The 13,207-nt window shown below is 63.2% G+C and carries 12 protein-coding genes and 1 tRNA gene; 3 read left to right on the top strand and 10 right to left on the bottom strand.

The features are described 5' to 3' along the window. Positions 1-5: 5 nt before the first annotated feature. The 10 genes from Q1V43_RS11060 to Q1V43_RS11015 all read right to left on the bottom strand — a co-directional run bounded on the left by Q1V43_RS11060 (position 6) and on the right by Q1V43_RS11015 (position 10,361). Positions 6-872: a sugar ABC transporter permease gene (locus tag Q1V43_RS11060; RefSeq protein ID WP_300517761.1), complete on the bottom strand. Its 867-nt coding sequence runs from the start codon at positions 870-872 to the stop codon at positions 6-8. 115 nt (positions 873-987) lie between these two features. After that, positions 988-2,292, bottom strand: a complete 1,305-nt coding sequence (locus Q1V43_RS11055; protein WP_300517760.1) for a sugar ABC transporter substrate-binding protein — start codon at positions 2,290-2,292, stop codon at positions 988-990. Between the two features lie 114 nt (positions 2,293-2,406). Then, positions 2,407-3,438, bottom strand: a complete 1,032-nt coding sequence (locus Q1V43_RS11050; RefSeq protein ID WP_300517759.1) for a LacI family DNA-binding transcriptional regulator — start codon at positions 3,436-3,438, stop codon at positions 2,407-2,409. Positions 3,439-3,774: 336 nt separating this feature from the next. Next, positions 3,775-3,849, bottom strand: a tRNA-Glu gene (locus tag Q1V43_RS11045). 74 nt (positions 3,850-3,923) lie between these two features. Continuing rightward, positions 3,924-5,678, bottom strand: coding sequence for a single-stranded-DNA-specific exonuclease RecJ (gene recJ, locus Q1V43_RS11040; RefSeq protein WP_300517757.1), 1,755 nt, complete (start codon positions 5,676-5,678; stop codon positions 3,924-3,926). Next, entirely contained in the window at positions 5,675-6,232 is a 558-nt protein-coding gene (locus Q1V43_RS11035; protein ID WP_300517755.1) for a cysteine hydrolase family protein, read from the bottom strand. The genes recJ and Q1V43_RS11035 overlap by 4 nt, the downstream gene beginning before the upstream one ends. Continuing rightward, the gene (gene glpX, locus Q1V43_RS11030) at positions 6,232-7,203 is read right to left on the bottom strand and encodes a class II fructose-bisphosphatase (protein ID WP_300517753.1); all 972 of its coding nucleotides are present in this window, start codon (positions 7,201-7,203) and stop codon (positions 6,232-6,234) included. The genes Q1V43_RS11035 and glpX overlap by 1 nt, the downstream gene beginning before the upstream one ends. A 377-nt stretch (positions 7,204-7,580) precedes the next feature. Next, positions 7,581-8,516, bottom strand: coding sequence for a homocysteine S-methyltransferase family protein (locus tag Q1V43_RS11025; RefSeq protein ID WP_300517752.1), 936 nt, complete (start codon positions 8,514-8,516; stop codon positions 7,581-7,583). Positions 8,517-8,694: 178 nt separating this feature from the next. Further along, positions 8,695-9,981, bottom strand: a complete 1,287-nt coding sequence (locus tag Q1V43_RS11020; protein WP_300517751.1) for a homoserine dehydrogenase — start codon at positions 9,979-9,981, stop codon at positions 8,695-8,697. A 92-nt stretch (positions 9,982-10,073) separates the two neighbouring features. After that, positions 10,074-10,361: a hypothetical protein gene (locus Q1V43_RS11015; RefSeq protein ID WP_300517750.1), complete on the bottom strand. Its 288-nt coding sequence runs from the start codon at positions 10,359-10,361 to the stop codon at positions 10,074-10,076. A gap of 354 nt (positions 10,362-10,715) precedes the next feature. On the opposite strand from Q1V43_RS11015, the gene Q1V43_RS11010 reads away from it, so the two are divergent. From Q1V43_RS11010 to Q1V43_RS11000, 3 genes are all read left to right on the top strand, one after another. After that, the gene (locus Q1V43_RS11010) at positions 10,716-11,303 is read left to right on the top strand and encodes a TetR/AcrR family transcriptional regulator (RefSeq protein WP_300517749.1); all 588 of its coding nucleotides are present in this window, start codon (positions 10,716-10,718) and stop codon (positions 11,301-11,303) included. Positions 11,304-11,472: 169 nt separating this feature from the next. Next, positions 11,473-12,726 (top strand): sarcosine oxidase subunit beta family protein, encoded by a 1,254-nt coding sequence (locus tag Q1V43_RS11005; RefSeq protein ID WP_300517748.1) that lies wholly within the window; start codon positions 11,473-11,475, stop codon positions 12,724-12,726. After that, positions 12,704-13,207, top strand: a complete 504-nt coding sequence (locus Q1V43_RS11000) for a hypothetical protein (RefSeq protein WP_300517747.1) — start codon at positions 12,704-12,706, stop codon at positions 13,205-13,207. The genes Q1V43_RS11005 and Q1V43_RS11000 overlap by 23 nt, the downstream gene beginning before the upstream one ends.

The following is a 13,207-nucleotide window of genomic DNA, read 5'->3' as shown; positions in this document are numbered from 1 at the left end:
CCTCCTTATGCGTCCAGGTTCTTGCCGACGATGCGCATCAGGAAGATCGCAACGATATTGGCGAGGATGATGGCGTAGACACCACCGGCGGAGCCGAGCCCGATGTTCTGGCTTTCCAGCACACGCTGGAAGATCAGATAGCTGAGCGTCTTGGTTCCAAATGCACCACCTGTGGTCACGAAGATCTCGGCAAAGATCGACAGCAGGAAGATGGTCTGGATCAGGATCACAACGGTGATCGCGCGGCTAAGATGCGGCAGGGTGATATAGCCGAAACGTTTGATCGGCGGGGCGCCGTCCATCTCGGCGGCTTCAAGCTGTTCGCTGTCCAGCGACTGGATTGCGGTGAGCAGGATCAGCGTCGCAAAGGGCAGCCACTGCCACGATACAATCATGATGATCGAGGTCAGCGAAGCCTGGCTCAGCCATTCAATCGGCGTCGCGCCAAACAGCTTCCACAGATGCGCCAGCAAGCCATAGTTCGGGTCCATGAACATGTTCTTCCACACCAGCGCCGAAACGGTCGGCATGACGAAGAACGGTGCGATGACCAGAATGCGCACTGCGCCCTGTCCCCACATCGGTTGGTTCAGCAGGGTCGCCAGGAGCACACCGAGGATCACGGTGATGGCCAACACGCCGCCGACGATGATCAAGGTGGTCTGGACGGACGGCCAGAAGGCGCTTGAGGTCAGGAAACGAGTGTAGTTTTCAAAACCAACCCACCCAAGGTCTCCACCACGCAGGGGCAGGTATTTCTTGAAGGAAAAGTAGAGTGTCATGGTCAGGGGGACAAGCATCCACCCCAGGAGCAAAACCACCGCCGGTGCCATCATGAGCCGCGCCGCTGATCGGGAATGTTGGGTCGCCATCGGGCACACCTCCTCTGTTTGCAGCAAAGCGCCGCCTCAGATGAACAATAACATATTGGGGTGGTCTGGGAGTGCCGGGGGCGGTCGAGTGTACCGCCCCCAGCTGGGAGAAAGCTTAGCGGTAGCCTGCTGCTTCCATCGCGTCATTTGTCAGAGCCTGCGCTTTTGCCAGGGCTTCTTCCACGGTCTGTTGGCCTGCATAGGCCGCCGAGAATTCCTGGCTCACCTCAGTGGCAATGCCAGCAAACTCCGGGATGGCGGCGAACTGAACACCAACATACGGGGATTCTTCCACGGTCGAGTCGTTCGGATCAGCCGACAGGATCGAATCCAGGGTCATCTGAGCGAAGGGAACTGCTTGGTAGTTCGGGTTCTCGTAAAGCGAGATACGCGCGCCCGGCGGGACATTTGCCCAACCTTCTTTCGCGGCCACGAGCTCGATATATTCTTTCGACGTGGCCCATTCGATAAATTGGGTGGCGGCATCCTGTTTCTGAGAACCTGCCGGAATGGCCAGAGCCCAGGCCCAGAGCCAGTTCGAACGTTTGCCCAGGCCGGTGTCCGGCGCAAGGGCAAAGCCGACCTGATCGGCCACGGTGGAATCTTCCGGGTTGGTCACGAAGGATGCCGCAACGGTCGCGTCGATCCACATGCCGCATTTGCCCTGTTGGAACAGCGACAGGTTTTCGTTGAACCCGTTGGTGGCGTAACCGGCGGGGCCGCTTTCATCCATCATGCCCTTGTAGAAGTTCAGGGTGTTTGCCCAGGCTTCACTGTCAAACTGCGCGTTCCAGTCCATATCGAACCAGCGTGCGCCGAAAGAGTTGGACATCGCGGTGATGAAAGCACCACCCTCGCCCCAACCGGCCTTGCCGCGCAGGCAAATGCCGTTGATCTCATTGTCGCGATCGGTCATTGCAGCCGCCGCTTCACGGATGAAATCCCAGGTCGGGGCCTTGGGCATGTCCAGACCGGCTTTTTCCATCAGGTCGGTACGGTACATGATCATCGAGCTTTCGCCATAGAAAGGCGCCGCGTAAAGCGTCCCTTCGTGGCTCAGACCACCCGCCATTGCCGGCAGGATGTCCGCAGCATCGTATTCCTCCGACAGGTTGTCGAGGGCAACAAGCCAACCATTGGCGCCCCAGATCGGGGTTTCGTACATGCCGATGGTCATGATGTCGAACTGACCGCCCTTGGTGGTGATGTCGGTGGTGACACGCTGACGCAGGACATTTTCCTCGAGCGTGACCCATTCGACCTCGTGGCCGGTTTTGGCCGTGAAGTCATCGGTCAGACCCTGCATGCGGATCATGTCGCCATTGTTCACGGTCGCAATAGTAATGGTTTCGGCGGATGCGCCGCCTGCAGCAATCAGCGAAATGGCGGTCGCCGCACGAAGTGCGTTCTTAACAAACATCCTCTACCTCCTCGTTTGTAGATGTCCCGAGAACGATAGCGACAAAATGCCGCTTGCGTCAATTATAAAATTTACGCGCGTAAAGTTTTGACATTTGCGGATCAAAACAATCCGTTACGCCGATCCCCTCATGATCAACCGGCCATCAAAAACTGTCTCCGTACGCGAATCAGCGGGAATGCCTGTGTCGATCCGCTGCATCAGTATCTCTGCGCTCTTCTTGGCGATCGCCTTGTAATCCTGCGAAACCGTCGTCAGGGTCGGGCAGGAGTACCGCGAGAACGGGTGGTCGTCGTGGCCGGCGACGCGCATGGCGCAGCCCTGGCCAATGCCGACACGCAGCCCGGCCTCATAGGCCGCCGACAGGAAACCGATGGCAAGACGGTCGTTGCTGCACAGGATCGTATTGGTTGGCAGGGTCCGGTCACGCACAACCCGCGCGCCTTCGCGAAACCCGATCTCCTCGAACTCCCATCCTTCGCCGGGCGCCTGGATCAAATGCGGCTTGTGGTCGAGCCTTTCCATGGCGGCAATATAGGCATTGCGTCTCTTGTGGGCGTTGGGGTTCGTCGGGTTCTCCATCTCGAAGAACACAGGAGGCTCACCGGTGCGGCACAGGTATTCCACTATGAGACCAATGCTTTGGTCGTTGTTCGAGCCCACGAAAGCCTCTCCGACATTTTCGATGTTGGCGTCGAACAGAACGGTGGGGACCTCGTCGCAGAACGCGGCAATGGCGTCCCGGTCCGACGTGCGCCCCGAGGGCGCCAACAGAACACCTGCCGGTTTGATCAGGCGCAGGTTTTCGAGGTTTTCGATCTCCAGTTCCGGGCTGCCATGCGAGCCCAGAAGGACCGGGCGATACCCGGTCTCAAGAACATGTTCTTCCACGGTACGCGCGATTTCCGCGAAGAACGGGTCGGCAAGATAGGGAACAACAATGCCAATATTGCGGGTCAGCTTCCGGTTCTGATTCATCGCATAGAGGTTGGGCCGATAGTCGAACCGCTCGACCGCGTCTTCAATGCGTTTGCGGGTGGATGCCCGGACACTGGTCGGGTCGTTGAAGTATTTGGACAACGTCGGGCGGGAAATCCCGCTGACCGATGCGAATTCCTCCATGTTCCTGATTTTCTTACCGCCCATTCGTGTTCTCTCTCTTCCTGAGTGCCGGGCCTGTTCCGGATGCTGTGCCGGTCCCGGTGGCCCTCATATTAATTGACGCGCGCAAAATTTCACCCCAAATCTGACCGCGCCCTGCCAACCCTCCCCGGGGCTGGTCCCCTGACGGCACAAACCTACTTCCAGCGGTAGACCCCAGCATTGCCAAGCCCGTCAAGAACACCACCCGGGCGCAGCTTGCCATCCAAACAGCGGAGCGTTGGAGGAAAACCGGATGAAGCGCTGGTGTCCGACGGCACGGAAGTCGTGAGACACTTCCATGTCGCAAGCACAAAAAGGAGAGGTATTTCGGGGGAAGAATGGCAGCCCGTAGGGGAATCGAACCCCTCTTTCCAGGTTGAAAACCTGGCGTCCTAACCGATAGACGAACGGGCCACGCTGTGGTGAGGCGGGTTCTAGGGAAAAGCCGCGGGGGGCGCAAGTGGGATTTTGTTCCTGGGGCGAAAAAATCAACCCCCGGCGCGGGCGGCGTCTTCCAGCCGCAATTGGGGGGAAACCCGGCCTTGCCAGACGTTCAGCTCCAGCCGGCCTGCCAGGTGGAATCGGGCGCCGTCATGGGCTTCCAGGGCGGGGCCCAGATCGGTGTCGAATGCGCCGAAAGCGATGGCGTCGAGCCGCGCGGACAAGCCGTCGCCGAAGGTGACTTTCAGGTGGCCGGTGCCAACCCGTTTGGTGAAATGGATCTTCACGTCCGGAAAGGCGAAACGCGGGCCGGGGGCGCCCGCACCGAAGGGGCCGGCGGCCTCGATCTGTTCGATCAGTTCGGGCGTGACCGCGCCGGGCATCATCAGGCTGTCGAGCTTCAGGTCCGCCGGTCCTGCATCCCCCGCGCCCTGTTTTGCCAGCAGTTCGGACAGCCGTTCCATCGCCGGGTCAAGCTGCGCGCGCGACAGGGACAGGCCAGCGGCCATCTTGTGCCCGCCGCCCTTCTGGATCAGCCCTTCGGCGGCCAGGCGTTGAATGGATGCGCCCAGGTCCACGCCCGAGATCGAGCGGCCCGAACCCTTGCCGTCATCGCCGTCGAAACCGATCACCACGGCGGGCCGGTTGGTGGTCTCCTTGAGGCGCGAGGCGACAATGCCAACCACGCCCGGGTGCCAGCCGTCATCGGCGGCCCAGACCAGCGGCGCCTCCGGCCCGCGTGCCTCGGCTTGCGCGAGCGCGTTCTGGCGCACCGCATCCTCGATCTCGCGCCGCTCGGAGTTCAGCTGATCGAGCCGTTCGGCCAGCGCGGCGGCCTCATGCGGGTCCTGCGTGGCCAGCAGCCGCGCGCCCAGGTCGGCCTGACCGATGCGGCCACCAGCGTTGATGCGCGGGCCCAGCAGAAAGCCCAGGTGATAGGGTTTCGGCGCCTCGTTCATGCGGCTGACATCGGCCAGCGCCACCAGCCCCACGCGGGCGCGCCGGGCCATGACCTTCAACCCCTGGCGTACGAAGGCACGGTTGGCATCGACCAGCGGCGCAACATCGGCCACGGTGCCAAGCGCCACGAGGTCCAGCATGGACATCAGGTCCGGCCCTGGCTTGCCCGCCTCGCGCAATTGCCGTCCCATCTCGACCAGCATCAGAAAGACCACCCCGGCGGCGCAGAGGTAGCCGGGCGCGTCGGCCTCGTCCTGGCGGTTGGGGTTCACCACGGCCAGCGCGGGGGGCAGGGTCTCGCCGCCCAGGTGGTGGTCCAGAACAACCACGTCGGCGCCCTTGGCCCTGGCCGCCGCGATGGGCTCGTGGGACAGCGTACCGCAGTCGACACAGATGATCAGGCTATGACTGGCGGCCAGCTCCTCCATCGCCGGGACATTGGGGCCGTAGCCCTCGTCGATCCGATCGGGGATGTAGAGCGTGACGCGCTGGCCCGCCTGACGGAACCAGTCGATCAGCAGCGTGGCCGAGGTCGCGCCGTCGACGTCATAATCGGCAAAGATCGCGATGCGCTCGCCCCTGTCCAGCGCCGTGAGGGTGCGGGCGGCGGCGGCCTCCATATCCTTCAACCCGCGCGGATCGGGCAACAGGTCGCGCAGGGTGGGTTCGAGGAAGCTCTGCGCGTCCTCGGTGGCCACGCCGCGCCGGGCCAGCACGGTACAGACTGGCGCGGGCAGGGTGGTCGCCTGGGCCATCGCTTCGGCGGCGCGCTGGGTTTCGAGGTCAAGCCCGACCCAGCGGCGGCCGGTCAGGGAGCTGGAAACATTCAGGAAATCACTCAAGACAGGGCCTCTTCGGTGGAGATCACACAGGCGAATTCACCATGCAGATGGTCAAGCGCGGCCTGATGGATCAACGCGGGATCCGAGCCCGCTCCACCACGCCAGGACGCATCCGCCCCTGCTGCCACAGCGGCGCAGGCGTCATGGACCAGTTCGACCTGAAACCCAAGGTTTGCAGCCATGCGGGTGGTGGTGGAGACGCAATGCGGCGTGGTCAGCCCGCAGATGGTCACGGCTTCGGTCCCGCCGCCCCGCAGGCGCGCGTCCAGATCGGTGCCGATGAAGGCGGAGTTCACCTGTTTGCCCAAAACCGTTTCGCCGGGCCGGGGGGCGACCTCTGGTTTGAAATCGATCCGCCCTCCGTCCGGGTTCAGCGGGCTACCCGGTGTGACCGATAGGTGCTGGATGTGAAAGATGGGCCACGAACGGGCCCGCCAGTGGTCAAGCAGCCGCGCGGCGTTCGCCTCGGCCCCCGGATTGTTGCGCGCGCCCCAGACGGGGGCGTCGAACCCCTGCTGGATGTCGATCAGGATCAGCGCGCGCGGGGACGCCATCAGTGGTCGTTTACCGGGTTCTTGTAGATCATGCGGCGCACCGAGCCGGTTTTCGACCGCATCAGCAGGGTTTCGGTGGTCAGCCAGCCGGGCTCGCGCTTGATGCCCTGCACGACCGACCCGTCGGTCACGCCGGTGGCCGAAAAGATCACGTCGGCCGTGACCATCTCGTCGCGCGAATAGACGCGGTCCAGATCGGTGATGCCGGCCTTCAGGGCGCGGCCGCGTTCGTCGTCGTTGCGGAAGGTCAGCTGCCCCCACATCTGTCCCCCCATGCATTTCAGCGCGGAGGCCGCCAGCACACCCTCGGGCGCACCGCCACGGCCCATGTACATGTCGATACCGGTGATGTCGGCCTCGGCACAGTGGATCACGCCAGCGACGTCGCCGTCGGTGATCAGGCGGATCGCGGCGCCGGTCGAACGGATGTCGGCGATCATTTCCTCGTGGCGCGGGCGTTCCAGCACGCAAACGGTGATGTCGTTGGACTTGCAGCCACGGGCGGCGGCAAGCGCCTTGACCCGCTCTGACGGGCACATTTCCAGGCTGACCACGTCTTTGGGATAGCCCGGGCCAATCGCCAGTTTTTCCATATAGACGTCCGGGGCATGCAGCAGCGTGCCGCGCGGGGCCATGGCGATGACGGTCAGCGCGTTGGGCATGTCCTTGGCGGTCAGGGTGGTGCCTTCCAGCGGGTCGAGCGCAATGTCCACCTCGGGGCCTTCGCCGGAGCCGACTTCCTCGCCGATATACAGCATCGGCGCCTCGTCGCGTTCGCCTTCGCCAATGACGACCGTGCCCTTGATGTCGAGCAGGTTCAGCTGGTCGCGCATGGCGTTCACCGCTGCCTGGTCGGCGGCCTTTTCGTCACCATGGCCGACCAGGGTGGCCGAAGCGGTCGCGGCGGCTTCGGAAACACGGGCAAGGCCCAGCGAGAGCATGCGGTCGGCAAAGACGACTTTGTCAGCCATGGGAGGACGTCCTTTCAAATAAGCGTTAAAGGCCGGTTTAGTGCGCACGTGGCGCCGGGGCAAGCGGGAAGGGGTGTTTTCGGTTGGGTGATTTGGGGGGCAAATCGTCCTCGCCTGCGGCTCGCGCCCCAGCAAGGCGCGGGCGCTCGGTCCCCGCGGGACCTTCGCGGTGGCGGCCTGGTGGGCGGTGTGGCCTGTTCGGACGTTGCGCCCGCAGCCCCGGTGGGGGGAAAGGCGGCGCTGCTAAACTGTGCGTGTCGTCGGGGAGGTTTCCTGAAGAGATGTGGAAGATCCTGTTGGAGCCTGTGGAATTGGACAAGTCTCAACGGCGGGTTCGAGCCCGAAGCGGTCATCCTACGTGGTGTTCTTTTGGCGATTCAGTTGGTGATGGCCGACTTCGCGATCTGGTTTAGATGGCGCATGTCTGTGCCGCAGCATCCCCCTAGAATGCTGATCTGGGAATGATTTCCGTGAATTTCGGCGAGCTGTTGTCCAAGTTCCACCGGGTCACCGTCATCAAGCTCTGTTGCTTCGTCTAGTTCCGCATGGCTGCATCGCGATGCGTTTGCCATGACGCCTCGTAGGCGCTGCATCCAAGGCTCATCCGAGAGGATGTCGACGAAGTGGTCGGGATGTGCGCAATTGATCATGAAATAGCTCGCAAAACCATCGGTGGCGGCGTCCACTTGTTCGATTGCTTCGCCCACCGTCTCGCCTGTGGGTAGCCTGCCGTTTGTCTCAACGGTGAATGAAATCATCGCGGGCATGCCAGTTTTCTTGATCGCCTGAACCATGCCGATTGCCTCAGCAGGATATGCAACAGTGTAACCCCCGATGATGTCGGCCTCCGTTTCAGCCAGAACATTGACCTGTTCCGCGTGATAGGCCTCAGCCTCCTTTGCAGTCATTTGTTCCGTGGGGGCGTAGGCGTCGTCACGCGGCCCGATGATGCCGCAGATAATCGTGGGAAGATCGCCCGCCTCTGAGCGAACTTTTGACACGAGTGCGATGGCCTGCCGGTTCAGAGCAGCTAGGTCTTTTGGCGAGTAACCCAATGGCGCCGCGCGGTCCCTGTTGGCTAGCCAAGTCGGGCTTTCAATGATGACGCCTGCACCGTGGGACCTGCTAACCTCTATGAATGCCCGCATGTATTCGGCGAGCATCTTGCGCCCATCTTCCGATTCCAAAAGGGGGTAGGACGCAAAGCCGGGCAACTCCATGCCCTTGGAAAAGATTATGTCAGTTTCCATGCCAGCATAGTCGAGGAACACGCCGCCATTGATCTGCGGAATACTGTCTCTGTGAAGAGCCATGGCCACCTCCAAGTTGCCTTCGGATAGCAAATAGTACCATGGGAATTTCGTTAGAACAAAAGAAGTCCCGAGGGGCAGCTTCGTCCCGCATTTCGGACTCTAAAATGGAAAACACCCCCGCGGCGGCTGCGGAGGCGTCTGACTATTTGGGGATGGCGCGAGTAGCGGAGCTGCGCCCTCAGACCTCTTCGATCCGGATCGCCACCGGCGCCCCTTCGACCACGCCGGTTTCCTCCAGGCCGGACAGGGCCATGTCCAGGCTGTCGCGGGTGGTCTTGTGGGTGACGATCAGCACAGGCGCGGTCTTGTCCTCGTGTCCGTACTGGCGCATGCGGTCGATCGAGACACCCGCGTCGCCCAGGACCGAGGCGACCTTGGCCATGGCGCCCGGCTTGTCCAAAAGCGTCATGCGCAGGTAGTAGGGCGCGGATTTGGTCGCCTTCACGCCGCGCACCGGGCGCAGGGTGTCTGCCGGCTGGCCGAAAGTCGTCACGGCAAAGCCGCGCGCCAGGTCCATCACATCGCCCATCACGGCGCTTGCGGTCGGACCTTCGCCCGCGCCGGGGCCGCGCAGCACGACCTGACCGATCGAGTCGCCCTCGATCACCACCATGTTGGTGCCGCCCTCCAGCTGCCCCAGCGGCGAGCTTGCCGGCACCAGGCAGGGCGACATGCGTTGTTCCAGCCCACGGCCGGTCATCTGCGCCACGCCCAGCAGCTTGATGCGGTAGCCCATGTCGGCGGCGTGCTCGATATCGGCGATCTGGATGCGCTGAATGCCCTCCAGCTCCATCGCGTCGAAATTCACCTGGGTGCCGAAGGCAATGGCCGCCAGCAGCGCGAGCTTGTGACCCGCGTCGATCCCGCCCACGTCGAGGTTCGGATCGGCTTCGAGATAGCCCAGCTGGTTGGCTTCCTCGAACACCACGTCATAGGGCAGGTCGGCGTCATACATCCGGGTCAGGATGTAGTTGCAGGTGCCGTTCATCACGCCCATGACGCGGTCGATCTCGTTGCCCGCCAGCCCTTCTGTCAGGGCCTTGATCACCGGGATACCGCCCGCCACCGCGGCCTCGAACCGCAGGATCACGCCCTTGGCTTCGGCAGATCGGGCCAGCTCCTGGCCGTGATGCGCCAACAGCGCCTTGTTGGCGGTGACAACATGTTTGCCCGCCGCAATGGCGGCCTCTACCGATGCCTTGGCCGGACCTTCCGAGCCCCCCATCAACTCGACAAAGACGTCGACATCGTCACGGGTTGCCAGGGCGACCGGATCGTCTTCCCAGGCGAACTGCGAAATGTCGATGTCGCGGTTCTTGTTTCTGGACCGCGCGGAAACGGCACTGATCGTTACCGGACGGCCGGAACGGGCCTCCAGCAACTGGGCGTGTTTCTTGACGATCTTGACCACGCCGATACCGACGGTGCCCAGTCCGGCAATGCCAAGGCGAAGGGGTTGGGTCATGTCGCTCTCCCGTGGAATTGGCTGATCTGTTCGCAGGTCTGTTACCCAAAGCGGGCAGGGGGTGCAATGAGAAGAACGGGGTGAAGGCTGCCCTATCGGGCGTGCCGGGCGATGGCGGCGCGCATTCGGTCACGGGCGGCGGTGTCCACGACGGTCCCCCGCAGGCGGGCGGCGCGGGCACGCAGGGCCGCAGCGCGGGCCGGAAGGTTGCCGGTCAGGAGAGTAGGGCTGTAGCTGCCGGGCTCCTGCGAAATCCCCGCCAGCAAGGGACCAAGCGGCACAAGCGCGGGGTAGGCTGCCGCCCGGGCACGGGCAGACATGCCGGTGTCCAGGCGCGGCGCATTCGAACAACCGGTGGCGAAGGCCAGCAGAGCTATCATGATGATCCGGCGCAAGGTTTCGGCTTTCCGTCCGCAATTGCTCGTCGTTGCGACCATAACGCTGCGCGGCTTGCCGGGGCAAGCAGGTTTCGGAACCCGGCAGGGATGCCAGCGGAGCGCCTGCAAATTATCACGCGATGCAAGTGCACCCGCCTCTCGACCTTCCGCCATGCCCTTCATCTTTCTCCAAATATCCCCGCCGGAGGCATCAGGCTCACGCGTGAGCGTGAGCCATGCCCAACCGGCGCGGCTGCCGTCAGGCAGCCCCGGCGGGCGGGAGCCCACACCCTGCCGCCACGGGGGTGCCGCAACGCGGCGGCTTGATTTGAACAATCGTTCAGTTACGATGGTCCCATGGCCCGAAAAACAGGATCTCACAGCGAAATCACCGGACCCAGGGTGCGCGATGCCGCCCTGCGCCTGTTTGCGCGCCACGGGTTTGCCGCCGTCTCCATGCGCCAGATCGCGGCAGAGGTGGGGGTGCAGGCGGGCGCGCTCTACCTCTATACCAAGGACAAGCAGAGCCTGCTCTTCGACCTGATGAAGAGCCACATGGAAGAGTTGCTCGACGCCTGGGCCGCCGAACCCGGGGGGGGCAGCCCTGCCGACCGGCTGGAGGCCTTTACCCGTTTTCACATCCGCTTCCACCTCGATCGGCCGGACGCGGTGTTCATCGCCTATATGGAGCTGCGCAACCTGGAGCCGGACAATTTCGCCATCATCGAGCAGTTGCGCCGCCGCTACGAGGACGGGCTCGAAGCCATCCTGCGGGATGGCGCTCGGGCCGGGGAGTTCACCGTGCCCGATACAAAGCTGGCCACCTGGGCGGTCATTGCCATGCTGACCGGGGTGAACACCTGGTATCGTGAGGGTGGCCGCCTGTCGCCGGAGCGGATCGAGGAAATCTATTGGGATATGGTGCGCCGCTCGGTCGCCGCATGAAGGTGCCGCGCGGGTTCCCGGGATTGGGTATCGTCCCGGCCGGTCGCACCGAAGGTCACAGCTTGAAATCGACGTTTTCTGTCGCAAAGCGGCATTCGTTTCGCCATCCACCCGCTTGATAATCCGTCCAAGGCGCGGTTCACTCGACCGTGACTCGAAGGAGAGCGACATGCGATATTCTGCCTGGGCCGTGTTCAAACAGGGGCTCACCGGCAACAAGGGGTGGGAGAAGGCCTGGCGCAGCCCCGAGCCCAAACCCGAGTATGACGTCATCATCATCGGTGGCGGCGGGCACGGGCTGGCGACCGCCTATTACCTGGCGGCCAAACACGGCATCGCCAATGTCGCGGTGCTGGAACGCGGCTATCTGGGGGGCGGAAATGTCGGGCGCAACACCACCATCGTGCGCGCCAATTACAACCTGCCGGGCAATTCGGAATTCTATTCGCATTCGCTCAGCCTCTGGGAGGGGCTTGAGCAGGAGCTGAACTACAACGTCATGCATTCGCAGCGGGGCATCATCAACCTGTTCCATTCGGACGGGCAGCGCGATTACGCGGCGCGGCGCGGCAACTCCATGGTGAACCAGGGCGATGACGCGGTGCTTCTGGACCGCGAAGGGGTGCGCAAACACGTGCCTTTTCTGGATTTCGACAATGCGCGCTTTCCGATCTACGGCGGGCTTTTTCACCCGCGCGGCGGCACTGCACGCCACGACGCGGTGGCCTGGGGCTATGCCCGAGGGGCGGACCGGCGCGGCGTGGATCTGATCCAGCAATGCGAAGTGACCGGCATCGACGTGGAAAATGGCCGCGTGACCGGTGTGCAGACAACCCGCGGCCCGATCCGCGCCCGGAAGGTCGCCATGGTCGCCGCCGGCCGGTCGGGTCAGGTCGCCGCCATGGCGGGCATGCGCCTGCCGGTCGAAAGCCACGTGCTGCAGGCCTTTGTCACCGAGGGGCTGAAACCCGCGCTCGACACGGTGGTCACATTCGGCATGGGGCACTTCTATATCAGCCAGTCGGACAAGGGCGGGCTGGTCTTCGGGGGCGATCTCGATTTCTACCCGTCCTATGCGGCGCGCGGAAACCTTCCGATGGCCGAACATGTGATGGAAGCCGCGATGACTCTCATGCCCGCGATCGGAAAATCTCGCGTTCTGCGCAGCTGGGGTGGTATCATGGACATGTCGCCGGACGGTTCACCCATCATCGACACCTGTCACATCGAGGGGCTGATCGTGAACACCGGCTGGTGCTACGGCGGCTTCAAGGCGGTGCCTGGTTCGGGCTGGGCGACGGCCCATCTCTTGGCCAACGGCCAGCCGCATGACAGTGCCGCGAAACTTCGTCTCGACCGGTTTTCGACCGGCCGTGGCCTCATGGACGAGGAGGGAACCGGTGCGCAACACAATCTTCATTGAGGCGGCACTGGCCGCTGTCCTGATGACCGGGCCTGCCCTGTCACAGGAGCTCGACGGCTGCTGGACCCGGGCCTATGACAAGGATCATCTGCGCGGACAACCGGGCCAGGTGGTGGAAAAGATCATGTTCGGGGCTTTCCCCGGATCGGACGGAAAAACGGCCACCGCCGACCTGGTTGTCGTCGCCGCCAACCAGGGCCACGCCGCCCGCGCGGGGCTTGGTGGGCAGAAACTGGTGCAGTACCTGTTCTGCCAAGCCGACAAGACTGCCGGGGCGGGGTGGCGCTGCGCGTCGGAATGCGACAGCGGCAGCCTGGAAATTACCCGGATCGACGACAAGATGCTGGAAATCCGCACCGACTATCTGATGGTCGATGGCTCCGAAACCTGCGGCGGGGCGCTGGACCTTGCCGAAAAGCCCGGCCAGTTCGTCACTTATCGTCTCTACCGGCCCTCGGGGCCGAATTGCGGTTGGGAGTAG

The organism is Aliiroseovarius sp. (assembly GCF_030148435.1).
In the GTDB taxonomy this organism is placed as follows: Bacteria; Pseudomonadota; Alphaproteobacteria; order Rhodobacterales; family Rhodobacteraceae; genus JASBTN01.
This window is presented reverse-complemented; position numbering and strand designations above follow the sequence as displayed.